General features: G+C 59.0%; 20 protein-coding genes and 1 tRNA gene. 18 read left to right on the forward strand and 3 right to left on the reverse strand.

Annotated elements, in window-relative coordinates; genetic code table 11:
• The first annotated feature begins 332 nt into the window (after window positions 1–332).
• The 17 genes from QE432_RS15025 (at window position 333) to QE432_RS15105 (ending at window position 19,830) form a co-directional block, all read left to right on the forward strand.
• Window positions 333–2,360: a methyl-accepting chemotaxis protein gene (locus QE432_RS15025; protein WP_306624795.1), complete on the forward strand. Its 2,028-nt coding sequence runs from the start codon at window positions 333–335 to the stop codon at window positions 2,358–2,360.
• Window positions 2,361–2,615: 255 nt separating this feature from the next.
• Complete coding sequence (locus tag QE432_RS15030) at window positions 2,616–4,034, forward strand: sensor histidine kinase (RefSeq protein WP_038492672.1); 1,419 nt, start codon at window positions 2,616–2,618, stop codon at window positions 4,032–4,034.
• A gap of 217 nt (window positions 4,035–4,251) precedes the next feature.
• Window positions 4,252–4,328: transfer RNA gene (locus QE432_RS15035), tRNA-Arg, on the forward strand.
• Window positions 4,329–4,502: 174 nt separating this feature from the next.
• Entirely contained in the window at window positions 4,503–5,315 is an 813-nt protein-coding gene (locus QE432_RS15040; protein WP_306624797.1) for a class I SAM-dependent methyltransferase, read from the forward strand.
• A 217-nt stretch (window positions 5,316–5,532) separates the two neighbouring features.
• Window positions 5,533–6,678 carry an ABC transporter ATP-binding protein gene (locus QE432_RS15045; protein WP_306624799.1) on the forward strand — a complete coding sequence of 382 codons (1,146 nt, stop codon included), beginning with the start codon at window positions 5,533–5,535 and terminating at the stop codon, window positions 6,676–6,678.
• Window positions 6,675–7,601, forward strand: coding sequence for a carbohydrate ABC transporter permease (locus QE432_RS15050; RefSeq protein ID WP_121556373.1), 927 nt, complete (start codon window positions 6,675–6,677; stop codon window positions 7,599–7,601). The genes QE432_RS15045 and QE432_RS15050 overlap by 4 nt, the downstream gene beginning before the upstream one ends.
• The gene (locus tag QE432_RS15055; protein WP_003514860.1) at window positions 7,601–8,422 is read left to right on the forward strand and encodes a carbohydrate ABC transporter permease; all 822 of its coding nucleotides are present in this window, start codon (window positions 7,601–7,603) and stop codon (window positions 8,420–8,422) included. The genes QE432_RS15050 and QE432_RS15055 overlap by 1 nt, the downstream gene beginning before the upstream one ends.
• A gap of 42 nt (window positions 8,423–8,464) precedes the next feature.
• Entirely contained in the window at window positions 8,465–9,757 is a 1,293-nt protein-coding gene (locus QE432_RS15060) for an ABC transporter substrate-binding protein (protein ID WP_013635399.1), read from the forward strand.
• 65 nt (window positions 9,758–9,822) lie between these two features.
• Entirely contained in the window at window positions 9,823–10,623 is an 801-nt protein-coding gene (locus QE432_RS15065) for a phosphodiesterase (RefSeq protein WP_306624802.1), read from the forward strand.
• Between the two features lie 277 nt (window positions 10,624–10,900).
• The gene (locus QE432_RS15070) at window positions 10,901–12,397 is read left to right on the forward strand and encodes an acetyl-CoA hydrolase/transferase family protein (RefSeq protein WP_306624804.1); all 1,497 of its coding nucleotides are present in this window, start codon (window positions 10,901–10,903) and stop codon (window positions 12,395–12,397) included.
• A 189-nt stretch (window positions 12,398–12,586) separates the two neighbouring features.
• Window positions 12,587–13,909 (forward strand): alpha/beta hydrolase, encoded by a 1,323-nt coding sequence (locus QE432_RS15075; RefSeq protein WP_013635402.1) that lies wholly within the window; start codon window positions 12,587–12,589, stop codon window positions 13,907–13,909.
• A gap of 128 nt (window positions 13,910–14,037) precedes the next feature.
• A complete protein-coding gene (locus QE432_RS15080; RefSeq protein WP_038489725.1) occupies window positions 14,038–15,075 on the forward strand; it encodes a 4-hydroxyproline epimerase in 1,038 nt (345 codons plus the stop codon).
• A gap of 113 nt (window positions 15,076–15,188) precedes the next feature.
• On the forward strand, window positions 15,189–16,226 hold the full coding sequence (pyrC, locus tag QE432_RS15085; RefSeq protein WP_003514871.1) for a dihydroorotase: 1,038 nt from the start codon (window positions 15,189–15,191) through the stop codon (window positions 16,224–16,226).
• 65 nt (window positions 16,227–16,291) lie between these two features.
• Window positions 16,292–16,990, forward strand: coding sequence for an orotate phosphoribosyltransferase (locus QE432_RS15090; protein ID WP_003514873.1), 699 nt, complete (start codon window positions 16,292–16,294; stop codon window positions 16,988–16,990).
• Window positions 16,991–17,088: 98 nt separating this feature from the next.
• Window positions 17,089–18,015 (forward strand): carbohydrate kinase family protein, encoded by a 927-nt coding sequence (locus QE432_RS15095; protein ID WP_306624807.1) that lies wholly within the window; start codon window positions 17,089–17,091, stop codon window positions 18,013–18,015.
• 124 nt (window positions 18,016–18,139) lie between these two features.
• Complete coding sequence (locus QE432_RS15100; protein WP_306624809.1) at window positions 18,140–19,105, forward strand: acetylxylan esterase; 966 nt, start codon at window positions 18,140–18,142, stop codon at window positions 19,103–19,105.
• Complete coding sequence (locus QE432_RS15105; protein ID WP_306624811.1) at window positions 19,102–19,830, forward strand: esterase family protein; 729 nt, start codon at window positions 19,102–19,104, stop codon at window positions 19,828–19,830. The genes QE432_RS15100 and QE432_RS15105 overlap by 4 nt, the downstream gene beginning before the upstream one ends.
• A 16-nt stretch (window positions 19,831–19,846) precedes the next feature.
• On the opposite strand, the gene QE432_RS15110 is transcribed toward QE432_RS15105, so the two are convergent.
• The 3 genes from QE432_RS15110 to QE432_RS15120 form a co-directional block, all read right to left on the reverse strand.
• Window positions 19,847–20,716: an ornithine carbamoyltransferase gene (locus QE432_RS15110; RefSeq protein WP_306624813.1), complete on the reverse strand. Its 870-nt coding sequence runs from the start codon at window positions 20,714–20,716 to the stop codon at window positions 19,847–19,849.
• A 90-nt stretch (window positions 20,717–20,806) separates the two neighbouring features.
• Window positions 20,807–22,432, reverse strand: coding sequence for a glucose-6-phosphate isomerase (gene pgi / locus QE432_RS15115; RefSeq protein ID WP_306624815.1), 1,626 nt, complete (start codon window positions 22,430–22,432; stop codon window positions 20,807–20,809).
• A gap of 127 nt (window positions 22,433–22,559) precedes the next feature.
• Window positions 22,560–24,272 carry a long-chain fatty acid--CoA ligase gene (locus QE432_RS15120; RefSeq protein WP_003514883.1) on the reverse strand — a complete coding sequence of 571 codons (1,713 nt, stop codon included), beginning with the start codon at window positions 24,270–24,272 and terminating at the stop codon, window positions 22,560–22,562.
• Between the two features lie 353 nt (window positions 24,273–24,625).
• On the opposite strand from QE432_RS15120, the gene QE432_RS15125 reads away from it, so the two are divergent.
• Window positions 24,626–25,675, forward strand: a complete 1,050-nt coding sequence (locus tag QE432_RS15125; RefSeq protein ID WP_013635410.1) for an ABC transporter ATP-binding protein — start codon at window positions 24,626–24,628, stop codon at window positions 25,673–25,675.
• Window positions 25,676–25,747 lie beyond the last annotated feature (72 nt).

The following is a 25,747-nucleotide window of genomic DNA, read 5'->3' on the forward strand; positions in this document are numbered from 1 at the left end:
TGTGCGGCCCTTCTTGAATTTGCACTATTTGCAAGAGCGTTTCGTTTTTTGCACGGCTAACCCCGCCTGGGCGAGCTTTTAATGGCCGAGCGTGCGCGGCTTATAAGGGCATAGGCCGAGCAAAGTCAATTGCCGAAGGGGTTTTCGCGCTTCACCTTTTGCGGAAGCGCCATGAAACCGGCTTCGCTCACGGGCGCTGCGGGCGCATTCCGATCGCACGATCGGTAAATTCTGAAATTCTTTCTTAAGGCGGCATTGATAAATGTTGTGATGGGAAAAGTTATGCCAGCTTCCCATTTTCCATCGTGCGGCTGGCTTTTGGGGGAACGAAATTGAGAATTCGCGGTCGTATCAATCTTCTTGTCGGGCTTATGAGCCTTGTGGCCTGCACCATCGGCGGCCTGTCCATATATGCGGTCAGCGAGTTTCAGGTGCGCACGGTCGGATACGAAAAGGCAGCGGAGCGCGCCTATAAGGGTGAAGCGCTGAACCGGCTTGTGACTGCGGTCGTCATGGAGGCGCGCGGGGTCTACGCTGCGCCCGATATCGAAAAGGCGGCACCTTTTGCTGATGGCATCGTCAAGAACCTCGACGCCATGGAGAAGCTGATCGCAACCTGGACCCCTCTCGTTCCGGCAGAACAGAAGGCGGCCTTCGACAATCTCTCCAGTCGCTTCAAGGAATTCAAGGCCTTCCGTCTGGAAACGGCGCGGCTTGCCCGCGAGGCCGGCCCGCAGGCCGCCAACCAGCAGGGTAACAACGACGCGAACCGGGCCAACCGCAAAGCCTATCAGGCGGAAATCGATGCTGTCGTGAAGAATGACATCGCCGGGCTTGAAGCCGTCAAGGCGGGCATCGACGGGTTTGTAACGACGACCTTCTGGCTGGTCATCATCGTCACCGGCAGCGGCATATTGGCCGGCGCGGCGTTCGGCCTCTACATCGGAGCGCGGCAGCTCAGCGCGCCCATCCGCAAGGTTTCGGAAGTGATGAATGCCGTTGCGGACGGAAATCTGGATGCGGACGTTCCCTATCTCGGCCGGACCGACGAAATCGGCGAAATGGCAGCAGCAGTCGAAGTCTTCAAGAAGAACGGTCGTGAAGTGCGCCGCATGAATGCGCAGGAAACCGCCATGCGTGCCAAGAGCGATGATCTGCAGGCCGGCATGGCCGTTGTCGTCGACGCTGCGGCCCAGGGCGATTTCAGCCGCCGCATCAACAAGGATTACGGCGACGAAAACCTCAATCGTTTCGCTGCGACGATCAATGCCCTGCTCACCGGCGTGGACAATGGTGTTTCCGAGACCAGCCGCGTCATCGAAGGTCTGGCGCGGGGCGATCTGACGGAAAAGATGGATGGCGAGTTCCGCGGCGTGTTCGCCGAGCTCCAGACCAATGTCAACGAGACGCTGGCCAAGCTGCGGGAGACGATGCGGGAAGTGCGCAGCAGCACGGAGGGCATCAGCGGCAATGCGAACGAATTGCGTTCGGCGGCTGACGACCTTTCGAAGCGGACGGAACAGCAGGCTGCGGCACTGGAGGAAACCTCCGCCGCCCTCGACGAAATCACCGCCGTCGTTCGCAATTCCACGGATCGGGCTCAGGAAGCCAGCACCATGGTCGCCGAGACCAAGCAGAAGACGGCAGAATCCGCCAATGTCGTGCGCGATGCCGTCTCCGCCATGGATCGGATCGAGCATGCCTCGCGGGAAATCAGCCAGATCATCAATGTCATTGACGAGATCGCCTTTCAGACCAACCTCCTGGCGCTGAACGCCGGCGTTGAGGCCGCGCGTGCGGGTGAGGCGGGCAAGGGCTTCGCTGTCGTCGCACAGGAAGTGCGTGAACTGGCGCAACGCTCCGCGACGGCTGCGAAGGACATCAAGGCGCTGATCACCAAGTCCGGCGAAGAGGTCAGTCGCGGTGTGTCGCTGGTGCAGAGAACCGGTAGCGCGCTGGGCGAGATCGAGACCCGCGTTCTGGCTATCAACGAACATATCCATTCGATCGCCACGGCGGCGCGGGAACAGTCGACCGGCCTGCATGAGGTGAATACCGCCATCAACCAGATGGATCAGGTGACGCAGCGCAATGCCGCAATGGTCGAGGAAACCTCGGCCGCAACCCACAAGCTGAGCGGTGAAGCGGGCCATCTCGTCACGCTGGTGTCGCGCTTCAAGGTCGGCGTAGAGGATGGTCAGATCCGCTCTCGCGCAGAACAGCCGATGCGGCCAGTGGCGGTGTCCGGAAGGGCAGCGGCCGTGGCCTCTCCGGCACGTAAATTGATGAGCAGCGTCAGCCGCGCTCTCAACGCCCAACCAGCCGCTGCTGTGGCGAACGGGGACTGGCAGGAGTTCTAAGCCATTCCGCCTGCGGTTTCGCTTGAGACCGGTTCTAAGTCGAACGCCGCCCTCCCGGGCGGCGTTTTGTTTTTCAGGCGATGGAAACGTTTGTTTTGCAACGCATTTGAAAAATATCTGTTAGGTCCTATTATCGTGCTTGCATATAAACCGAGCCGTTCCACCGAAGCGGCGGCGCGCATACAGGATCAGGGCCCGGTGTTTTCTAAAGGCGTAGACAGCTTGGACGGCACGGAAGACAATCCGGTGCACTGCATGCCGGGATTGACCGGGGGGCTTTCCGGGCGCCTGCTGTTGCTCACCGTTATTTTCGTGATGATTGCCGAAGTGCTGATCTTCGTGCCTTCGGTCGCCAATATGCGCCTTTCATGGCTGCGGGACCGTCTGAACACGGCGGCAGCAGCCGGCGCGGTGATCGATGGCTTGCAGGCCGAATTGCCGCGGAGCGTGCAGAACGACACGCTGATGGCCACCGGGGCGAAGCTGATTGCGCTGCGCAAGGATGGCACATCGCGCCTGCTTGCCGTGGCGGAAACGCCACCCGGGGTCGATGAGCAATATGATCTTTCCGATGTCTCGCAACTGGCAGCGGTACGGGATGCCTTCTCCACATTGCTGTTTGGCGGCAATCGCGTCATCCGCGTTTTCGATGTGGTCGGAGACAGCGACACCATCATTGAACTCGTGCTGGGTGAAAACAAACTACGGGCGGCGATGCTGGCTTATGCCCGCAATGTTTTCCTGATCTCCATCGTCCTGTCGCTTGTCACCGCCGGTCTCATCTTCGTTTCCATCAACCGCATCATGATCCGGCCCATACGTCGCCTGACGCTCGGCATGCAGCGTTTTTCCGAGGAACCGGGCAATCCCGAGCGGATTTTCGTGCCGGAGGAGGGAAGCGACGAGCTGTCCGTCGCAGGCCGTCACCTGGCCGATATGCAGACGGAGTTGCAGAAAACCCTGCGGCAACAGAAAAACCTCGTGGATCTCGGTCTGGCGGTTTCGAAGATCAACCACGACATGCGCAATATCCTGTCATCCGCACAGCTTATGTCGGACCGGCTGGTGGACGCCAAGGATCCGATGGTCAGGAGCTTTGCGCCGAAACTGCTGCGCACGATCGACCGCGCCGTGGCCTATACAACCGAGGTTCTGGCCTACGGGCAGGCGACGGAGGGCGCGCCGAAACGCAAGACGGTGCAGTTAAGTCTTCTGGTGCGGGATGTGCGTGACATTCTGGCGCTCGATCCGGAAAGCGGCATCGAGTTTCACGATAGCGTGCCGCCCGATCTCACCGTCGATGCGGATGCCGAGCAGCTTTTCCGGGTGATCCACAATCTCTGTCGCAACGCCGTTCAGGCACTGCAATCCGACACGGCGAACGCGGCGCCTCGGCATCTGTCGATTGCAGCCCAGAGGGCCGGCAACGTCGTCAGCATCGTGATAGACGACAACGGGCCGGGAATGCCGCGCAAGGCGAAAGAGAACCTGTTTTCCGCCTTCAGGGGATCGGCCCGATCCGGCGGCACCGGTCTCGGCCTCGTGATTGCGCGGGAACTTGTGCTTGCCCATGGCGGCACGATAGCGCTTGTCGAAAAACCCGGTCCCGGCACGCAGTTTCGCATTGAGATCGCCGACCGCGCCGCCTCCGTACACGCCGCTCGGACCGCCTGATCACTTCGCCTGAAGAAGGTCCTGCACAATCGCCGCACCTCCCGGAATATGCGCCCCATATGGCCACTCAAAAATGCCCTTGATGGAATTTCTAGTATAATCAATAAGATACATGAATTGCTGCGGAAAAATGACAATTTCGAAACGAAATCGCTTGCAATCGGAATGAGGACGTTTTAGAGGATCGCCACGCCACCGGAAATGACCGGAACGGCACGCACCCGTAGCTCAGCTGGATAGAGCACCAGACTACGAATCTGGGGGTCAGGAGTTCGAATCTCTTCGGGTGCGCCATTTCTCTTCCCACAAAAATACTATGACACGGCCTTTACTCAAGGCTTTTAGTCATGCAGATAGAATATCGGCACCGTTGGCATATCCGTAAAACCCACGTGGCCGAACAGATTCCGAATTTCCCTTATATGTGCTAAAGTTCCGGGGTCATCAGCTGACCGCAGGGTGAAAGCCATGTTGGAAACGGACAAGGTTTTTGCCGGCTCTATCCCAGAAAACTACGACCGCTATATGGTGCCGTTGATTTTCGAGCCATTCGCCCGCGATCTGGCACGGCGGGCGGCGGCGTTGACGCCGATCAATGTTCTGGAAATCGCCGCAGGTACCGGGGTTGTCACGCGTGAACTGGCACCAGGATTACCGCCCGCGGCAAACTATGTCGTGACAGACCTCAACCAGCCGATGCTCGACTTTGCGGCGTCGCGCCAGGTGCCCAACAATCGCATACAGTGGCGCCAAGCCGACGCTCAGGCGCTGCCGTTCGAAAATGCTGCTTTCGATCTCGTTATCTGCCAGTTCGGTGCAATGTTTTTTCCCGACCGCCCGTCTGCCTATCGCGAAGCGAAGAGGGTGCTGAAGCCCGGCGGCCATTATTTATTCAACGTATGGGACCGCATCGAGGAGAATCATCTCGCGAATGACGTGACGAACGCCCTTGCAAGCCTGTTTCCCGACGATCCGCCGCGCTTCATGGTCCGCACCCCGCACGGCTACCACGATACGACATTGATTCGTGGTGAGCTGGAAAGTGCCGGCTTCTCTCGGGTGGTGATCGAGACGATAGCGGCGCAAAGCCGTGCATCGTCACCGCGCATTCCTGCCATCGCCTATTGTCAGGGAACCGTTCTCCGGACCGAAATCGAAGCCAGAGCGCCGGGAAAACTTGAAGCCGCGACGGACTGCGCGGCATCCGCAATTGAAGCGCGCTATGGCAGCGACGAAGTCGTCACCAAAATTCAGGCTCATGTGATTCTAGCAGCCGTTTAGAAACCGGGCCCGCGAGGCTCGCAGGGCCGGTGAACAAGCGTCGAGCTCGGATAGTCGAACTGCCCCCTGATATTAGCGGTTTTTTGTGAAGGTCGGTATCGCAAGGCATGGCGATGAGCCGGGATTGCCGGGCTTTTCAGTGTCACGGAACTTTCTGCAAACCTTCGTCATATTGTCATACAATATAAGCATATGCGCTCCAGAAAAGGAGCGCAGAATGACGCCACAATCACTTGAACTTTCGGGTATCGGAAAAGGCTTTGGAGCTGACGATGTTCTGAAAGAGATCGATCTTTCCATCCGTCCCGGAGAATTTTTGTCCCTCGTCGGCATGTCCGGCTGCGGCAAGTCAACGCTGCTGCGCATCATCGCGGGGCTGGAAACGCCGGATCGCGGTTCGGTGACGATCGGCGGTCAGGATGTGACGGAGATCGATCCAAGTGACCGCAATCTGGCGATGGTGTTTCAATCCTACGCGCTTTATCCGCATATGAGCGTGCGCCAGAACATCGCGACGCCGCTTCGGATGCGACGTCTGCCGCTTGCTGCACGCTTGCCGCTGATCGGAAGATTTGCGGCGCCTGCCGAAACTTTGCGCCAGATCGATGCTGCCGTCGAACATGCGGCCGAGACCCTGCAGATCGCGCATCTGCTGGACCGCAATCCGGCCCAGCTTTCAGGTGGCCAACGCCAGCGCGTGGCGCTAGCCCGGGCACTGGTGCGCTCGCCTGCCGCATTCCTCATGGACGAACCACTCTCCAACCTAGATGCAAAGCTTCGCGCCCACATGCGCGAGGAGCTTGCCGGGCTGCACCGGCGGTTGGGCGCGACGTTTATCTACGTCACCCATGACCAGATCGAAGCGATGACAATGTCGGACCGCATCGCGCTGATGTCGGAAGGTCGTATAGAGCAACTGGGCACGCCGGACGAGCTTTACCGGAAACCGGCGACACTGACGGTTGCGCGCTTCATTGGCACGCCGTCGATCAACCTGCTGCCGGTGGAAATTCATGCTGAAGGTAAGGTCACGGCTTTCGGCCGCGATCTTGGCGTCGAGGCTTCTGGTCGTGATGCCGGCCCGGCGACGCTTGGCCTTCGCGCCGAGGATCTGCGCCCGGGTGCGGAAGGCTTCGCGGTGCGGGTGACCCGCAGCGAAACCCATGGCGCGGACCGTTTCGTGAACTGCCGTCTTCTGAGCGACGAGACCGTCGCCATTACCCTGCGTCAGGCCGCGGGCGAGGTGTTGGGCGCCGATGAGAACGGCGTGATGAACCTCGGCTTTGCGCCGGAGCGCGTGCATCTTTTTGCCGCAGACGGCCTGCGTCGCAAGACGACGGTGCGTGAAATGGTGCCGGCATGACGGCGGTTGATTTTTCCTCGGCCACGGGCGCAAAGTCTCGCCCGCGCCTCTCGAAGGCGGACCGGCGGATGATCTGGCGTGGCTTGATGTTCGCGGCACCGGCAAGTCTGCTGCTTTTGGCGATCTATATCGTTCCCATATTCGTTCTGGCCGGTTTTTCCCTCACAGATTACAAGCTCGGCGCACTCTCCACCCGCTTTGTGGGTCTCGACAATTTCGTGAAGGCTTTCCACGACCCGGTCTTCCTGCGCGCGCTGGCGAATACCGCCATTTATGCGGTCATCGTCATTCCCTTCGGCGTGTTCCTGGCGCTCGGCGTGGCTTTGCTCGTTTATAATCGCAAGCGCAGCCGTGCCTTCTGGGAAGTCGCTTATTTCCTGCCCGTCACCGCAACGCTCGTCGCCATGGCGACCGTGTGGCAATTTCTGCTGCATCCTTCGCTTGGCCCGGTGAATGCGGCGATCAAGTGGTTCGGCTTCGAGCCCGTCGCGTTCCTCTCCAACCCGGTCCTGCTCATTCCCACCATGGCGCTGATGGGTGTCTGGCAGGTTCTGGGCTTCAACATGGTGCTGTTCCTCGCCGGCCTCACCGCCATTTCGAAGGATCTGCACGAGGCATCGAGGCTGGACGGCGCGAAAAACCCGATCGACCGGTTCCTGACGGTGACTTGGCCGATGCTGGGGCCGACGACGATGTTCGTGGTGGTCACCACCTCGATCTCGGCCTTCAAGGTGTTCGAGACGGTTGCCGTGCTGACCAAGGGCCGCTTCGGTTCCGAAACCCTGCTTTTCGATCTCTATCTTGAAGGGTTCGAATATTCCAACACCGGTTATGCCGCTGCGCTGACGGTGATCTTCCTCGCTATCGTGTTGATCCTCTCGATCGGCCAGACGCTGCATATGGACCGGAAGGTGCACTACTGATGGCCGCGCTCCGCAAATACTTCCCGCATCTCGTGCTGGCACTCGGCGCTTTCGTGATGCTCCTGCCGTTCTACTGGATGATGTTGACGTCGATCCGCTCGCCTGCGGAAATATTCGACGTCTCGCTCTGGCCGATCCCGGCGAAATTCGATGCCGTTGAAAACTATACCCGCGCAGCGAGCCAGGTGCCGATGGCACGTTTCATGCTGAACGGCGTCATCGTCTGCGTCGGTATCCTCGTCGTACAGGTCCTGACATCGGTGCCAGCGGCCTATGCGCTGGCGAAGCTCAGGTTTCCGGGTCGCAAGCTGCTGCTGGGTCTCATCATCGCGGCACTCTGCGTGCCAATTCAGGCACTTGCCCTGCCGCTTTTCGTCGGTCTGGCGAAGACGGAACTGCTGAACACCTATTTCGCGATGATGATGCCGTTCTTCCTGTCGGTCTTCGCCATTTTCCTGTTCAACCAGTCCTTCCGCAGCTACCCGGATGAAATCATCGAAGCGGCCCGCATGGATGGTTTTTCGGAAATGGAGATTTGTTGGGGACTGGTGCTGCGCGGCTCGCTGCCTTCGCTCGCGGCTTTCTCGATCTTCTCGCTCGTCGCCCACTGGAACGACCTTTATTGGCCGATGATCGTGGTCTCCGACACCAATCTCGCCCCGCCGCCGCTCGGCATGATGCTTTTTGCGGATGTCGAATCCGGCGCCAATTACGGTGCCCTGATGGCGGGCGCAACACTGATTACCGCGCCAATGGTGCTGTGCTTCCTCCTCGCACGGCGGCATTTCATCGCCGGTATTACCATGACCGGCGTCAAGTGACGTCGTTCGAACTCCTCCTCCCAACCCATTTTGGAGAATGACATGAAAATCAACCGACGCGCTCTGATGGGCGGTCTGGCACTCGGAGTGGCCTTTGCAGGCCTCGCAACGCCGGTTCTTGCCAACGAAATCACGCTGAACGTTCTCTACAACCTGCCGGGTTTCACGAAATTTCATCAGCCGCTGGCCGATGAATTCATGAAGAAGAACCCGGATGTGAAGATCAACTTCCTCGCTCCGGCCGCAGGCTACAATGAAGGCCAGCAGCAGGTCTTGCGCTCCGCCGTCACCGGCAATCTGCCCGATGTTTATTTCTCGGGTTACAATCTGACGGCGGAACTGGTGCACACGCTCGCACCGCGTAACCAGATCACCGATCTTAGCCCCTTCATCCAGGCTGAAGGCGGTCAGGCCTTCCTCGACAAGAACTACAGCCCGAAGATGGCAGCTCTCGGCCAGATCGACGGCAAGCAGTACGGCCTGCCGGTCAACGCTTCCTCGCCGATCATCTACATCAACTCCGACCTCGTCACCAAGGCTGGCGGCGACCCGGACAAGATGCCGACGACCTTCCCGGAGCTGATCGCTCTCGCCAAGAAGATCAAGGCACTCGACCCGAAGTTTGCGGGCATGAGCTACGACATCAATGGCTGGCCGGATGACTGGTTGTGGCAGGCGCTTGTTTTCGAACAGGGCGGCAAGCTCGTTGACGAAAAGACCAAGACCGTTGCGTTCGACAACGAGATCGGCCTCAACGCCCTGAAGATGACCCGCCAGTTCGTCACCGAAGGTGGCCAGAACCTGCTCGACTGGGACCAGTCGCGCCAGCAGTTCGGTGCAGGCCTTACCGGCTTCATCTTCTCAACCCCGGCCCACGTTCAGACCATCACCGGCCTGGTTGGTGACCGCTTCAAACTGAAGACGGCAACCTTCCCGCTCGACAACAAGGAAAAGGGCGGCGTGCCGACCGGCGGCAACTCTGCCGTTATACTGACGCAGGAAAAAGCCAAGCAGGATGCTGCCTGGAAGTACCTGAAGTGGATCACCGGCCCCGAGGCGCAGAACACCATCGTGCGCATCACCGGCTACCTGCCGACCAACAAGCTGGCAACCGGCGCCGACTTCCTGGCTCCCTATTACGCCGAGAACCCGAATGTGAAGACAGCTTCGCTGCAGGCTGATCGTTCTCTGCCGTGGGCCGGTTATCCCGGTGGCGATTCCGTCCGCATCTGGCGCACCCAGCGCGATATCATCGGCACCGTCATGCGCGGTGAAGTGTCGCCGGAAGCTGGTCTCAAGCAGATCGTCGAGCAGACCAACGCCCTGCTCAAGTAAGCGATACCATCGAAAAGGCTGCGGGAACCACATTCCCGCAGCCATTTTATGCAGAGAGACCGACAATGAAGATCATCCAGATTACAGACACCCATCTTTTACCGCCAGGCATCGCGATAAACGGCGTGGATCCCGAGAAGCAGTTGCGCGCGGCGATATCAGATATCGTCGAAAAACACGCAGACGCCGACCTTCTGGTGATGACGGGCGATCTTTGCAATTACGGCGAGCCGGAGGCCTATGAACTCCTTCGCGACATTTTGGCGCCCGTGTCCTTGCCCGTGCGGCTGATGCTCGGCAATCACGACCGCCGTCCGGAATTCGTGGCAGCCTTTCCCGAACAGCCACGGGATGAAAACGGCTATATCCAGTCTTTCATCGATACCGATTTCGGCCGGCTGCTGTTTCTCGACAGCCACGAGGCCGATGTCATCGGCGGCATGTACGGTGCGGATCGCCTGACATGGCTGGACAAGGCGCTTGAAGGTGCTGGCGACCTGCCCGTGACGGTTTTCGTTCACCACCCGCCAATGGATTGCGGTATCCGGCATTTCGAAAACATCGGCATGCATGATAACGGCGCGGTTATGCAGCGTCTAGGCAGACATCCGGCTGGCGTGCGCCATATTGTTTTTGGCCATATCCACGTTCCGATGGCGGGCACCAGCGCTGAAGGCATCGCCTATAGTTCCGGCCAGGCCTGCGCGCATCGCTTCATCACCGATATCGAGGTTGTCGATCCCCTGTGGACCGGCGGCAACCCCTGTTACCGGGTGATCAGCCTCGGTACATTCGGCATGCGTGCCTATGATGTCGAAGTAGGGCAGGTCGTGCTGGGTCAGGCCTCCGCATGCGAAGGCCCCTGATTGCGGGCAATAGCTGAGGCAACCCTCCGGTATGCGACGAGGCGATCCATACGCCTCATCAGCGGTTGCGGTCGGCTGCGATGCTGCGATGGCCCCGCAGCCTGTCGCGCCGATGCGCCACTTGCGGTCTGTCGATCAGATTTGATGGATCAAAGCCATGGTCCCGTTCACACCCTTGATCTATGTCAGTTTCATCGTTGAAACTCCGCGCCATAGTCACTGGTGAGGTGGCCCGCCACGTGATGCGCCATCTGGAATGCAGATCATGGAGAAGTGCATGCTTGAAAAGCGTATCCGCAACGCGTCCCTCTTGAACAGGATCGTCAGCGCCGAAGAGGCTGCCCGCCTCATTCAGGATGGCATGACGGTGGGCATGAGCGGCTTTACGCGGGCCGGCGAAGCAAAGGCGGTACCGCTGGCGCTGGCCGAGCGTGCGAAGACGCACCCGATGAAGATCACCCTGATGACCGGTGCATCGCTTGGCAATGATCTCGACAAGACCATGGTGGAGGCGGGCATGCTGGCGCGCCGTATGCCGTTTCAGTCCGACCCCGCTTTGCGCAAGGCGATCAATGACGGCAAGGTGATGTTCATCGACCAGCACCTTTCTGAAACGGTCGAGCAATTGCGCGGCGGCCAGATCCACGGTGTGGATGTGGCCATCATCGAGGCGGTGGCGATTACGGCGGACGGCGGTATCGTGCCCACCACATCCGTCGGCAATTCGGCGAGCTTTGCCATTCTTGCTGAAAAGGTCATCGTTGAGATCAATCTGTCGCAACCCGACGTTCTCGAGGGGTTGCATGATATTTTCATCCCGGCAAAACGCCCGACCCGCATGCCCATTCCCGTGGTGGCAACGGACAGCCGCGTCGGTCTGCCGTTCATTCCGGTGCCGCCGGAAAAAATCGCCGCAATCGTCCTGAGCGACAAGAGCGACAGTTTTTCGACGGTGCTGCCGCCTGATGACGAGACCAAGGCGATTGCCGGCCATCTCACCGAATTCCTGCTGAATGAGGTCCGTCATGGCCGCATGACCCACGAACTCCAGCCGTTGCAGGCCGGTATCGGCACCATCGCCAATGCCGTCATGCACGGTTTCATCGATACGCCGTTTCACGATCTCAAAATGTATTCGGAAGTTCTGCAGGATTCGACCTTCGAGCTTTTCGATGCGGGCAAGCTGACTTTCGCTTCCGGTTCATCGATCACGCTCTCCTCTGCCATGAACGAACGGGTCATGCCGCGACTGGCCGATTACAAGAGCAGGCTGATCCTGCGTCCGCAGGAGGTCAGCAATCACCCGGAGGTCATCCGCCGCCTCGGCATCATCGGCATCAACACCGCGCTGGAGTTCGATATTTACGGGAACGTCAATTCTACCCATGTCGGTGGCACTCACATGATGAACGGCATTGGCGGCTCGGGGGATTTTGCCCGCAACGCCTATATGTCCATCTTCGTCACCAAGTCGATTGCCAAGGGCGGCGCCATCTCCAGCGTCGTGCCGATGGTCAGCCATGTCGACCATACCGAACATGATGTGGATATTCTGGTCACGGAAATCGGGCTGGCCGATCTGCGCGGCCTTGCCCCGCGTGAGCGCGCTGCGGTCGTTATCGCAAATTGCGTGCACCCCCACTATCGCGATGCCCTGACGGACTATTTCCAGCGAGCGGTGGCACGCGGCGGACATACGCCGCACCTCATTGAAGAGGCGCTGTCCTGGCACAATGCCCTTCGCGAAAGGGGCACGATGCTGCCGCAGCGATAGAACTCGCCTGCACGCCACAATCACGTCTCGCGGCTTCGCAAGGCGGAAAAATTGGGTCTGTTTGGACACACCGGCGCGGAAATCTCCGCGCTTGCGCGATGGTTGCTGGCGCGGCAGTTCCGCCTCCGGTAGAAATTCCTGTCCTCTGGCCGCTATCCGGCTGCCTTTGGGTTGCAGGAGAATGATGTGATGCCCATCCGCTTCGTAGCCATAATCGCGATTGTTGCCCTGCTCGCTGGCTGCGGGGGGCGTCCCATCGGGGTCATGACGCCAACAGGGCAGACCGTGGCTGGAACCACGCCCGTCAATCTCCTAGTCGCCACCACGCGAGCGCCCTCGGACAATGCCGCCGTGCTTTTCGGCGGCGAACGCGGAACCGGCTTGAAGGTCGATGCCGTCACCATCTCCATTCCGCCCAAGGCCAACCGCAAGGTCGGGCAGGTGCAGTGGCCGAAGAAGCTGCCGCCTAACCCTCTGAAGGACTTCACCACGGTGGCGGTTGAGCCTGTTCGTTCCGAAGCGGAGACGAAAAGCTGGATCAGCAAACATATCCATAAGGACCGCCGCGTTCTGGTCTTCGTGCACGGTTTCAACAATCGTTACGAGGAATCGGTCTATCGCTTTGCGCAGATCGTCTATGATTCCGGCTCGGATGTCGTGCCTGTGGTTTTCACATGGCCGTCACGGGCGAGTATTTTCGACTATAATTACGACAAGGAAAGCACCAATTACTCGCGCGATGCGCTTGAGGAAATGCTGACCCGTCTGGCAAAGGACAAGTCGATCGGCGAGGTCACGGTCATGGCGCATTCCATGGGCACATGGCTTGCCGTGGAGGCGCTGCGCCAGATGGCCATCCGCAACGGCCGCGTCGATCCGAAGATCAGCAATGTCATTCTGGCAGCACCAGATCTCGATGTGGACGTGTTCAGCCGGCAGTTCGCCAGCTTCGGCAAGGCGCCGCCGAAATTCACCCTGTTCGTCTCGCAGGATGACCGTGCGCTCAGCCTGTCGCGCCGCATTTCCGGCAATGTCGACCGCCTGGGCCAGATCGACCCTTCCGTCGAACCCTATCGCAGCCAGCTGGAAAAGGCTGGCATCACTGTTCTCGATCTGACCAAGCTGCAATCCGGTGACCGGTTGAACCACGGCAAATTTGCAGAAAGCCCTGAAGTCGTGCGCTTGATCGGCGACCGCCTCATTGCCGGCCAGACTGTGACGGATTCCGATGTCGGTCTGGGGGAGGCGCTGGGCGCGGTCAGCATCGGTGCCGCGCAAACTGTCGGAACGGCGGCAAGCGTCGTGGTCAGCGCGCCCATTGCGGTGTTCGATCCGCGCACGCGTGAAAATTACGGCAGGCAGGTGGAGAGGCTCGGCCGCTCTGTTGAAAACACCGTCGGATCGGTTGGTGATACGGCCGGCTCCGTGGTGGACGATCAGGCAGTTCAGTCTTCGAGAGTGAATTGTGACGCCGCCGCCAATCGTAACCGGGCGGAGTGCCGCAATCGCTAGATCACGATGAGAAGTGGATGGCGAAAACCATAAACGATTTTCGCCATCCAGCTCGCGCAGATTTGTATACAGCTTGTATTTTTACCTATATGGTCGGGTCAACAGCTCAACTTCCGGAGTAAGATCCCATGCGTTGGAAACGCACCCTGCAGCTTCTCGATGTTCATTGCGAAGGCGAAATCGGCCGTGTCGTCACCGGCGGCGCGCCGAAAATTCCCGGCAACACCGTGGCCGAGCAGCTAAACTGGATGAATACCGATCCAAAAGGGGAAGCCCTGCGCCGCTTTCTGACGCTGGAGCCGCGTGGCACGCCCATGGGGTCAGTCAATCTTCTGCTGCCGCCGAAGCACCCGGATGCCCATACAGCCTTCGTCATTCTCCAGCCGGATCAGGCGCATGCCAGTTCCGGCTCCAATTCCATCTGCGCGACGACAGCACTTCTGGAAAGCGGCATGGTGGAGATGCAGGAACCGGAAACGGTCGTCATTCTGGAAACGGCCGCCGGTCTGGTCAAGGCCACCGCCACATGCCGCGACGGGCGCTGCGAAAAGGTCAAGCTGACCATGGTGCCGTCCTTCGTGCATGAGCTGGATGTGACCATCGACACGCCCGAATGGGGCAAGGTGACGATGGATATTTCCTATGGCGGTATCTTTTACGCGCTGGTCGATGTGCGCCAGATCGGCCTGACCATCGAAAAGGCCAATGCAGCGAAACTGGTTGCTGCGGGCATGATCCTCAAGGACCTCGTCAACAGTGAAATGACGGTCGTGCATCCCGAAATCCCCGCCATATCAGGCGTGGCCTATGTGATGTTCCGCGATGTGGATGCCGATGGTTCCATCCGCACCTGCACCACCATGTGGCCGGGCCGGGCGGATCGCTCGCCCTGCGGTACCGGCAATTCCGCCAATCTCGCCACGCTTTATGCGCGCGGCAAGGTGAAGGTGGGAGACGAATACAAATCCCGTTCGATCATCGGTTCGGAATTCGACGTCGGCCTTTCCGCCGTCACCGAAGTGGCAGGTCGTCCGGCGGTCATTCCCACCATTGCCGGGCGCGGTTTCACCTTCGGGCTGCACCAGGTCGGCCTTGACCCCTTCGATCCCTTTGCGGACGGCTTTGCCATGACGGATGTGTGGGGTCCCGAAGCGGGCGGCATCTGAGGCTCGCTTCAAAAAAATGACATTTACAGCCGCCCGATGCCTCTCGGCGGCTGTTTTCCTGTGACGAAAGATGCTAAGCGGGCGCCAATTCCGTCATGCTCCGAGGTATCCCGATGAAGTCGCTCACCCTTCGCCGCCCTGATGACTGGCATCTGCATCTGCGCGATGGCGCCATGCTGGAAGGCGTGATCGGGGATACGAGCCGCCATTTCGCCCGCGCAATCATCATGCCGAACCTGGTGCCACCGGTGGTCACCTGCGCCGATGCCCGCGCCTATCGCGAACGCATCGTCAAGGCCATTCCTGCGGGCGACCGTTTCGAGCCGCTGATGACGCTTTATCTCACCGAAGACACGCAGGCCGACGACGTGGAAGAGGGCAAGAAAAGTGGCCTTATCACCGCCGTGAAGCTCTATCCGGCTGGCGCGACCACCAATTCCCACGGCGGCGTGCGCGATTTCAACAAGGCGATGCCGGTTCTGGAACGCATGGCGAAAATCGGCCTGCCGCTTTGCGTGCATGGCGAGGTGACGACGCCGGAGGTCGATATTTTCGACCGCGAGAAAGCCTTCATCGACACGGTTCTGGAGCCGCTGCGCCAGCGCCTGCCTGAGCTCAAGGTGACGATGGAGCACATTACCACCCGCGATGGCGTGGACTACATCAAGTCGTCCAAGGCCAATCTCGCCGGTTCCATCACCACTCACCATCTCATCATCAACCGCAACGCCATTCTGGTCGGCGGTATCAAGCCGCATTATTACTGCCTGCCCGTCGCAAAGCGCGAGGAGCACCGGTTGGCACTCCGTGCGGCCGCGATTTCGGGTGATGCCCGCTTCTTCCTCGGCACCGATTCCGCCCCGCATGTCGATCCGCTGAAGGAATGCGCCTGCGGCTGCGCCGGCATCTATACCTCGATCAACACCATGAGCTGTCTTGCGCATGTCTTCGAGCAGGAAAACGCTCTCGACAAGCTGGAAGCCTTCGCTTCCCTCAACGGCCCAGCCTGGTACGGGTTGGCGCCAAATGAGGAGACGATCACACTGGTGAAGCGCGAGGAGCCGGTGTCGTTTCCCGCCAAGATCGAGACGGGCGCCGGGCCGGTGACCGTATTTGATCCGATGTTCCCGCTTCATTGGGACGTGAGCTGATTTTTTTTAATGACCGCCGGCACTGCCGGCGGTTTTGTTATGAAGGCCGAAAAAGGAGAACGCCTATGAACCATTTCACATTCACTGACCGCACTGTCGTTGCAGAACTGGTTGCGAAGATGTTGTGGGAAATCAAGGCAGTCCACTTCAATTCGGAAAGCCCGTACACCTTCGCGTCGGGCATGAAGAGCCCTGTTTATATCGACATGCGCAAGCTCATTTCCTTCCCGCGTATTCGCTCGGCGGCGATGGATTTTGCGGCAGCGGCGGTGATGCGCGAGGCCGGTTTCGAGAAATTCGACTGTGTCGCGGGCGGTGAAACGGCGGGCATTCCCTTCGCGGCTTTCCTTGCCGAGCGTCTTGGCCTGCCGATGATCTATTGCCGCAAGAAGCCAAAGGGCCATGGCCGCAACGCCCAGATCGAAGGCCATATGCCGGAAGGCGCCCGCGTGCTCGTCATCGAGGACCTGACGACGGCCGGCGGCTCGATGTTCACCTTCATCGACGCCATCCGCGCGGCAGGCGGCATTGTCGATCACGGTATTGCGCTCTTCTATTACGGCATTTTTGAACAGGCCGAAGCGCGCTTCGCCAATGGCAATGTCAAGCTGCATTATCTCACGACCTGGCGCGATGTTCTGGCTGTTGCCCGGGCTGAAAAGCTGTTCGACGAAAAGACCCTGTCGGAGGTCGAGGCCTTCCTCGATAACCCGTTGCCATGGTCTGCAAAGCGCGGCGGCGTCAGCGAATTGCCGCAATCTTAATTTCGGATGCGGCCAGCCAGCTTGTGGCTGGCCTTCCGATCGATCTTCGTCTAAATCGATTTAAGTCCATTTGATTTGCTGTTTTGAGGAGGACCGTAATGATCCTGTGTTGTGGTGAAGCCCTGATCGACATGCTGCCCCGGCAGACGACGCTGGGTGAGGCGGGTTTTGCCCCCTATGCAGGCGGAGCAGTCTTCAACACGGCCATTGCGCTCGGGCGTCTCGGCGTCCCGTCCGCGTTCTTCACGGGTCTTTCCGATGACATGATGGGCGATATCCTGCGGACAACCCTGCGGGCGAGCAACGTGGATTTCAGCTATTGCGCAACGCTTTCGCGGCCGACCACCATCGCCTTTGTCAAGCTCGTCGATGGCCATGCCACCTACGCCTTTTATGACGAAAACACCGCCGGCCGTATGATCACCGAGGCAGAGCTTCCGGCCTTGGGCGCCGATTGCGAGGCGCTGCATTTCGGCGCGATCAGCCTCATTCCGGAACCCTGCGGCAGCACCTATGAGGCGCTTATGGTGCGCGAACATCAAAGCCGAGTCATCTCCCTCGATCCGAATATCCGCCCCGGTTTCATCAAGGACAAGCAGTCGCATATGGCCCGCATCCGCCGTATGGCTGCCATGTCTGATATCGTGAAATTCTCTGACGAAGACCTCGAGTGGTTCGGTCTGGAAGGTGACGAGGACACGCTCGCTCGCCACTGGCTGTATCACGGCGCGAAACTGGTCGTCGTCACCCGTGGCGCCAAGGGTGCGGTCGGTTACACCGCCAATTTCAAGGTGGAAGTGGCTTCCGAGCGGGTGGAGGTCGTCGATACCGTCGGCGCAGGCGACACCTTCGACGCCGGCATTCTCGCCTCGCTGAAAATGCAGGGGCTTCTGACGAAGGCGCAGGTCGCTTCGCTGACGGAAGAGCAGATCAGAAAGGCTTTGGCGCTCGGCGCAAAGGCTGCTGCGGTGACCGTCTCGCGAGCTGGCGCAAATCCGCCCTTCGCGCATGAAATCGGATTGTAAAGGATATGGTTGAACCGTTTTGAAAAGGCGGTTCACCACTCCTGCCTGGGCCAGGGTCGTAAAAAACCGATATTTGGATATCAAGAAGCTTGTGTCGGCCGGTCTTTCACGAAACAAGCATCGCATGAGCGTTCCAACAACCCATCCTTTCGATTTCGACCCGACCTATGGCATGCGGCGCGAGCAGTTGCTGGCCATTATCCCGCCTGAGGCGCCGCCGGGCTTTGATGATTTCTGGAAGAAGCGTTATCGCCGCGCGCTGGCCACGGATCCGCGACCGGTGCTGCGCAAGAGCAAACTCAGCCATCCCCGCTGGCATGTTCTCGATATCTCATACACATCCACCGGCGGCTTCCGCATCGGTGGATGGATGCTTCTGCCGCGCAAAGGACAGGTGCGGCGCGGACTTGTTGTCGGCCATGGTTATGGCGGGCGGGGAGAGCCCGATTTCGATGTGCCGGTAGAAGAAACGGCCGTGCTGTTTCCCTGTTTTCGCGGGCTTTCGCTAAGCGCCTGTCCGCCGATTTCGTCCGATCCGGCCCTTCATGTCCTCTACAACATCGAAAGAAAAGACGACTACATCATCGGTGGCTGTGTCGATGATCTGTGGATCGCCGTCTCCACGCTCGTCACGCTCTATCCATGGCTGGAAGGGCAGGTGGGCTACAGCGGCATCAGCTTCGGGGGCGGGATTGGGGCTTTGGCGATACCATATGATGCGCGCATAGACCGGGGCCATCTGGTCGTACCGACATTCGGACACCGGCCGTTCTGGCTGACGCTGCCGACCGTCGGCAGCGCGGATTCGGTCCAGACCTATCAGAAGACCCATGCCAATGTGCTGGAAATGCTGCGTCTGTTCGATGCCGCTTCTGCGGCTTCCCGCATAAAAGTGCCGATGCTGGTCGCGCCCGCCCTGTTCGATCCGGCGGTGGCGCCGCCGTGCCAGTTTGCGGTTGCCAATGCCCTGCCGTTCTCAAAATTTAATGAAATCTTCATCCTAGACGCGGGACATTTCGAATACGCTGACAGTGCATCCCAAGATGCGGTCCACAGGGACAAGGTCAGACAGTTTTTCAAGGTGCCATGAAACGCGAATATCTCCGCTGGTATAGTCAAAGGCTTCATCGTGATATGGAGCTGTTGATATTCGGTCATTCTGGCGCCAAGGTGCTGATGTTTCCCACACGCGACGGGCGCTTCTTCGAATATGAGGAACTTGGCCTTGTCGACAGTCTGGCCGATAAAGTGGAGGCCGGTCATCTTCAGCTCTATTGTATCGAGGGGCTGGCCAAAGAGACCTTTTATGCGGCCTATAATCACCCGGCCGAGCGCATTCGCCGCCATGCCGCCTTCGAAGATTATATTCTCAATGAAGTGCTGCCGCTGATGGCTAAGAAAAACCCGCATGGTGATACCATCGTGCAGGGCTGCAGTCTCGGCGCGTTTCAGGCCGCCAGCCTCGTCTTTCGTCACCCACATCTTTTCCGCAAGCTCGTCGCCTTTTCCGGCCGCTACGATCTGACGATGAAGGTGGAAACCTTCGGCGATCTGTTCGACGGTTACTACGATGACGATGTGTATTTCCACATGCCGAGCCACTTTCTGCCGGACCTCGCCTGCGGCTGGCGGCTTGAAAACCTCCGCCGCATCGACATGGTTTTCACCATCGGCGATGCCGATCCGTTTTTGGACAACAACCATCACCTGAGCCGCGTTCTTAATGACAAGCAGATAGGGCATCAGTTGCATGTCTGGGAGGGGCGTGCTCATCGTGCAGGCGCCTGGCGCAAGATGGCGGCGCTGTATATCTGAGGCGACCGGCGCCGTCTCAGGCGAGGAGAAATTCCATCAGGGCATTCTGCGCGTGCAGAAGAAATGCTTTTGCGGGCCGGCTTTGACAGGCCGGATGCGACATTGCATCTGCCGTCACTTCCTGACCACGGGCGACCGGTGGGCAGGGTAAAAAGACCACCTCGGGCTGCATCCTGTCGAGAAGGGATGCGGATATGCGGTAGTCGATCAGGATATGATCCGAACCGGCGGGCCACGAATCGGTAATGACCACATCCGCGTCCAGCAACTCCGCCATATCAGAGCTGGCCCGGAAATTCGGGTTGATGAGCGCAGCATCGGTGACGTGCCATTGTTCGGGGTAAACTTGTGTGACCTGAATTGGCAGGGACATCGAGGCCTCGACCCACGAGCGCAAAATATTGGCATCCGGCGCGACGCCGACGATCTTGAGACCGTCGACCCGGCCTCTCAAGCTTTTGATGTGGGCAAGATCGCCAAGCGTCTCGCAGGGATGATTGGACTTGGTCCGCGCGTTTATGACGGGTGCGCGCATTTCGCCCGCAAGCGCCCGGAGGGTCGAGAGTTCTTTCGTGCGGATAATGACTAGATCGAACCAGTTGTCGAGATAGCCCGCCAGGTCGGCGATTTCTTCGCGGCCATTAAAGCTGATCGGGACGGTGACACAAATACCGCCCATGGCCTGAATGCCGAGATCGAAGGCGGCGGTGTTGCGCCAACCGGTGTCGTCGACGATCAGCCCGATGCGTTTTCCCTTGAGCAGCTGTGGCATCGTGCCCTTTGACCAGTCATGCGCCAGACTGCCTGCACGGTCTATGATCGACAGCACCGCATCTTCAGGCAGGTCATGAAACGCCAGAAAATCCTTGCCTTGCTGCAGTGCCATATGTGCCTCCAATCGGCGTTCCATCGATGCTGAATTGAAAAAGCCGGAAGTTTCCTTCCGGCTTTCGTAATTATCAAGGGAGCAAGAATTTTACCCCGCCAGTCCCGACAGCGCCTTCACCAGACCCTGTGTCGAGCTGTCATGGCCGGCTGCACTTTCCTTGCCTTCAACGACGGGAAGCAGGCCGGTCGCCAGTTCCTTGCCAAGCTCCACGCCCCACTGGTCGAAGGAGTTGATGCGGAACAGCACGCCTTCCACGAAGACGCGGTGTTCGTAGAGCGCGATCAGACGGCCAAGCGCAAATGGCGTCAGCTTGTCGTAGACGAAGGTAATGGACGGGCGGTTGCCGGTGAAAACGCGGTGCGGCGCGATGAAATCGGCTTGGCTGTCTTCCATGCCCTTGGAGGTGAGCTGGGCTTTCGCTTCGGCCAGCGTGCGGCCCTTCATCAGGGCTTCCGACTGCGCCAGGCAATTGGCGATGAGAAGCTGGTGCTGATGGCGCAGTTCCGGTTCGAAACCGTTGGCGGCGATCATGAATTCCGCCGGAATGACGCTCGTGCCCTGGTGGATGAGCTGGTAGAAGGCGTGCTGGCCATTGGTGCCGGGTTCGCCCCAGACGACCGGGCCGGACTGGCCTTCGACAGGTGTCCCGTCGATCGTCACGCCCTTGCCGTTCGATTCCATGTCGAGTTGCTGCAGATAGGCAGGGAAACGCGACAGGCGCTGGTCATAGGGCAGGATCGCCCGCGTGGAATAGTTCAGCACGTTGCGGTGATAAAATCCGATGAGACCGAGCAGCATCGGCAGGTTTTCACGGATCGGCGCCTCGCGGAAATGCTTGTCCATGGCATGCGCGCCATCCAGAAACTTTCCGAAATTCTCCGGCCCGATGGCGATCATCAGCGGCAGGCCGATAGCCGACCAGATCGAATAACGTCCGCCAACCCAGTCCCAGAAACCGAAGATGCGATCGCTCTCGATGCCGAAGGCGGCAACCTTTTCCAATGCTGTCGAAACGGCGGCGAAATGGTGCTTCACAGCCTCTTCACCCAGCTTTTCGGCAATGAAACGGCGCGCGGTCGCGGCATTCGTCATCGTTTCGATTGTGGTGAAGGTTTTGGAGGCGACGATGAAGAGCGAGGTCTCGGGATCAACGAGCTTCAGCGTGTCGGCAATATGCGCGCCATCAATATTGGAGACGAAATGCGCACGCGGACCATCATGGAAAGGCGCAAGCGCCAGCGTCGCCATGACGGGGCCGAGATCGGAGCCGCCGATGCCGATATTGATGATGTCGGTGATCTTCTTGCCGGTCGCACCTTTCAGGGAACCGGAGCGAATGGCGTCGGCAAACTTGCCCATGGCGGTAAGAACGGCGTTCACATCCGGCATCACATCCTTGCCGTCAACGAGAACCGGCGTGTTGGAGCGATTGCGCAATCCGGTGTGCAACACGGCACGATCTTCGGTGAAATTGATCGCCTTGCCGGAGAACATCTCCTCGCGCTTTGCCTCGACGCCACCGTCGCGCGCCAGCTGTTCGAGAAGCGTGACGATTTCGTCATTAACTGCGCATTTGGAATAGTCCATCAGCAGGTCATCGAATTTGGCGCTGAAACGGCTGAATCGTTTGTCGTCGGCCGCAAAAGCAGCGCGCAGATCGGTTGCGGCTGTGCTGCTTGCCGTTGCTTTCAGTTTTTCGATGGTGGCCTGCATCTCGTGCTCCTCGGCTTCCTGGAAGGATGAGGAAACTATTCTTTTTCAGGCGACCAAATCAAGGCGACTTCGGTAAAAGAAATGGACTGGGAGAAAAGAAAAGAGCCGGTTACCCGGCTCTCGTCCTTCAGTTCAGATTGCGCAACTCACGCCGCAAGATCTTGCCGACGTTCGATTTCGGCAGCTCCGTTCGGAACTCGATGATTTTCGGCCGTTTGTAGTTTGTCAGGCTTTTGGCGCAGAAGGCCTTGAGTTCCGCTTCCGTCAGCGACTGATCCTTCTTGACGACGAAAAGCTTGACGGTCTCGCCGGAATGTTCGTCGGGAACCCCGATTGCCGCGCATTCCAGCACGCCGGGATGGCTGGCGGCCACTTCCTCGATCTCGTTCGGATAGACGTTGAAACCGGAAACGAGGATCATGTCCTTCTTGCGGTCGACGATCTTGGTATAGCCGCGCTCGTCCATGAAGCCCATGTCGCCTGAACGGAAGAAGCCGTCTTCGGTCATTGCTTTCGCGGTTTCATCCGGCCTCTGCCAGTAACCGGCCATGACCTGCGGCCCGCGAATGCAGATCTCGCCGACCTCGCCGGTCGGCAGGCTTTTGCCTTCCTCGTCGCGAATGTCGATTTCCGTAGAGGAAATTGGCAGGCCGATGGTGCCGCTGAATTCCGTGGCATCGAGTCTGTTAACGGTGGCAACGGGCGATGTTTCCGATAGCCCGTAACCTTCGGCGATCGGGCAACCGACCATGGAAAGCCAACGCTCGGCCACCGGCCGCTGCACCGCCATGCCGCCGCCGAGAACGAGAATGAGCGAGGACAGATCGAGCTTGCGGAAATCCTCATTGTTCATCAGCGCGTTGAACAGCGTATTGATACCCGGAAAAATATGCGGTCGATAATGCGACAACTCTTTCACGAAGCCGGGAATATCGCGTGGATTGGCGATCAGTAGGTTATGGCCGCCAAGCGCAATGCCCATCAGCGAATTCACTGTCAGCGCAAAGATGTGGCACAGGGGCAGCGCGCAGATGAAGTTGAGGACTTCTGGACGGTCCTTGCGTTGGGTGAAAGCGGCATCCAGCCACAGGCTTATCTGGGCCTTGTTGGCCAGAAGATTGGCGTGGGTGAGGATCGCACCTTTGGAAATGCCCGTCGTTCCGCCGGTATATTGCAGGAATGCGATATCCTGCGGCAGGAGGCGGACCGCCTTCAGGGAAAAACCCTGACCTTCCTTCAACACGGCCTTGAAGCTGATGGAGCCGGGAATAGCGTAGGCCGGCACCAGTTTCTTCACCTTGCGAACCACAAGATTGACGATATGTCCCTTGAGGCCGAGGAGATCACCCATGGCTGCAACGACCACATGTCTGACGGCGGTTTTCGGCACCGCCTGCTGCGCCACATGGGCGAAATTCTCCAGTACGAAAAGCGCTTTTGAGCCGGAATCCTTCAGCTGGTGTTCCAGCTCGCGCGGCGTATAGAGCGGATTGACGTTGACCACGATCATGCCTGCCCGCAAAATTCCGTATACGGCGACGGGGTTCTGCAGGATATTCGGCATCATCACCGCAACCCGGTCGCCTTTTTCTAGCCCTCTGGATTGCAGCCATGCGGCCACCGCGCGGGTTTCAATATCCAGATCCCGGTAGGTCAGGGACTTTCCCATGCTGGAAAAGGCCTTCCTGTCGGCAAATTTCGCGCAGCTCTTTTCGAGAAGTTCGACAAGGGAGGTATTGGCGGATGCGGGGATTTCGGAAGGTACGCCCGGCGGGTAGGATGCCAGCCAGCGCTTCTCTGCGCTGACGTTTTCCGGATGTCCCAGGGACAATTCACTCATGCTTCTCCTCCCAGAGTCTCTGTCGCGCCGTGCGTTCGATGGAACGCATGAAAGGCGCTATAAGCTGCCTGATCATCATGAGACCCCCAATCAACCGGCGTAATGGCCGGATTGAGGGAACCGCATGTGGCGTCACCGGATCGACTGCTCCTCCGCTCCCCGATGACGAATGATAGACGTCTAATCACCTGACGTCCATCGTATCGGCAAAGCCTATTTAACTCTAACGTAAACGTCAATATTCCTGCCGAACATCTCGCAACCTCGTGAGTGGAAACCTATTTCCCCCGCCTTTTGACTTTAATCCTGATTTGAGCGATCAACATAATTCGCAAAGCAGGGCAGGATTGGAAATGGCAGGCAACGCAGCGCTTGAACTGAAATCGGTCGGAAAAAGATTCGGCGATACGGATGTATTGTCCGATATCGATCTGACCGTCGAACGCGGCGAAATCATTTGTCTGGTGGGACGTTCCGGCTGTGGAAAATCGACCCTGCTGCGCATTATAGCGGGTGTGGAAACGCCGGATCATGGCAGCGTTTGTGTGAATGGCGCAGTCGTTGCTGGTCCGGCTGGTTTCGTGGAACCGGAAAAGCGCAATATCGGTTTCGTCTTTCAGGATTATGCGCTCTTCCCGCATCTCACCGTCGAACAGAATGTGATGTTTGGTCTCAGGTCATTGCCAAAAGCCGAGGCCCGCCGCCGGGCTGCGGAGATGATCGAGCACGTTCATCTGCAGGAGTTGGCCAAGCGCTATCCCCACACGCTTTCGGGCGGTGAGCAGCAGCGCGTAGCCCTCGCCCGCGCCCTTGCCCCGCAACCGGGCCTGCTGTTGATGGATGAGCCCTTTTCCAATCTGGACCGGGGATTGCGCGACACTGTGCGCGAGGAAACGCTGGGCGTCCTGCGGCAACTGGGCACGACGGCGATCATGGTCACCCATGATCCGGAAGAAGCGCTTTCCGCCGGCGATCGTGTGGTGCTGATGCAGCGCGGTCGTATCGTCCAGAGCGGCACGGGCTACGAAATCCACGATCATCCCAAAAGCCGCTACGCCGCCGATTTTTTCTGCGCCTTCAACAAGATCGAGGGCAGGGTGAGGGAGGGGCGGGTGGAAACGCCGCTCGGGCCTCTGGGCGATGCGTCCGGTCTGGCGGAAGGTCTTGCCGCCACCGCCTATGTTCGCCCCAATGCGATTTCGATCATCGAGGACAGCGCTGCGAAAGACGGGATTGCCGGCGAAATATCAAGTCGTGTGTTCCTCGGCGAGATCGAACAACTCGGCATAGCCGTTCCCGGCCTTCCAGCCGACCTGCGCGTCAGGACGATGCAGCGCACACCCGCCAAGACCAAGGCCGTGCGCTTCGGCATCGATCCGAAGGGTGTCCTGATATTTACCTGAAGTTGAATGAGCGGATTTGCATGTTTATTTTCGCTCCATTTTCAACTGTTGGTGATCGAAACCCTCCTGAAA

The organism is Agrobacterium sp. SORGH_AS_0745 (assembly GCF_030818995.1).
Lineage (GTDB): Bacteria > Pseudomonadota > Alphaproteobacteria > Rhizobiales > Rhizobiaceae > Agrobacterium > Agrobacterium tumefaciens.

What these genes read in the sequence shown, in the direction of transcription:
- QE432_RS15125 (WP_013635410.1), top strand. Translation starts at nt 24,626, where the DNA reads ATGGCAGGCAACGCAGCGCTTGAACTGAAATCGGTCGGAAAAAGATTC.
- QE432_RS15105 (WP_306624811.1), top strand. Translation starts at nt 19,102, where the DNA reads ATGAAACGCGAATATCTCCGCTGGTATAGTCAAAGGCTTCATCGTGAT.
- QE432_RS15095 (WP_306624807.1), top strand. Translation starts at nt 17,089, where the DNA reads ATGATCCTGTGTTGTGGTGAAGCCCTGATCGACATGCTGCCCCGGCAG.
- QE432_RS15055 (WP_003514860.1), top strand. Translation starts at nt 7,601, where the DNA reads ATGGCCGCGCTCCGCAAATACTTCCCGCATCTCGTGCTGGCACTCGGC.
- QE432_RS15050 (WP_121556373.1), top strand. Translation starts at nt 6,675, where the DNA reads ATGACGGCGGTTGATTTTTCCTCGGCCACGGGCGCAAAGTCTCGCCCG.
- QE432_RS15110 (WP_306624813.1), bottom strand. Translation starts at nt 20,716, where the DNA reads ATGGCACTGCAGCAAGGCAAGGATTTTCTGGCGTTTCATGACCTGCCT.
- QE432_RS15065 (WP_306624802.1), top strand. Translation starts at nt 9,823, where the DNA reads ATGAAGATCATCCAGATTACAGACACCCATCTTTTACCGCCAGGCATC.
- QE432_RS15090 (WP_003514873.1), top strand. Translation starts at nt 16,292, where the DNA reads ATGAACCATTTCACATTCACTGACCGCACTGTCGTTGCAGAACTGGTT.
- QE432_RS15040 (WP_306624797.1), top strand. Translation starts at nt 4,503, where the DNA reads ATGTTGGAAACGGACAAGGTTTTTGCCGGCTCTATCCCAGAAAACTAC.
- QE432_RS15075 (WP_013635402.1), top strand. Translation starts at nt 12,587, where the DNA reads ATGCCCATCCGCTTCGTAGCCATAATCGCGATTGTTGCCCTGCTCGCT.
- QE432_RS15080 (WP_038489725.1), top strand. Translation starts at nt 14,038, where the DNA reads ATGCGTTGGAAACGCACCCTGCAGCTTCTCGATGTTCATTGCGAAGGC.
- pgi (WP_306624815.1), bottom strand. Translation starts at nt 22,432, where the DNA reads ATGCAGGCCACCATCGAAAAACTGAAAGCAACGGCAAGCAGCACAGCC.
- QE432_RS15060 (WP_013635399.1), top strand. Translation starts at nt 8,465, where the DNA reads ATGAAAATCAACCGACGCGCTCTGATGGGCGGTCTGGCACTCGGAGTG.
- pyrC (WP_003514871.1), top strand. Translation starts at nt 15,189, where the DNA reads ATGAAGTCGCTCACCCTTCGCCGCCCTGATGACTGGCATCTGCATCTG.
- QE432_RS15045 (WP_306624799.1), top strand. Translation starts at nt 5,533, where the DNA reads ATGACGCCACAATCACTTGAACTTTCGGGTATCGGAAAAGGCTTTGGA.
- QE432_RS15030 (WP_038492672.1), top strand. Translation starts at nt 2,616, where the DNA reads ATGCCGGGATTGACCGGGGGGCTTTCCGGGCGCCTGCTGTTGCTCACC.
- QE432_RS15070 (WP_306624804.1), top strand. Translation starts at nt 10,901, where the DNA reads ATGCTTGAAAAGCGTATCCGCAACGCGTCCCTCTTGAACAGGATCGTC.
- QE432_RS15100 (WP_306624809.1), top strand. Translation starts at nt 18,140, where the DNA reads ATGAGCGTTCCAACAACCCATCCTTTCGATTTCGACCCGACCTATGGC.
- QE432_RS15120 (WP_003514883.1), bottom strand. Translation starts at nt 24,272, where the DNA reads ATGAGTGAATTGTCCCTGGGACATCCGGAAAACGTCAGCGCAGAGAAG.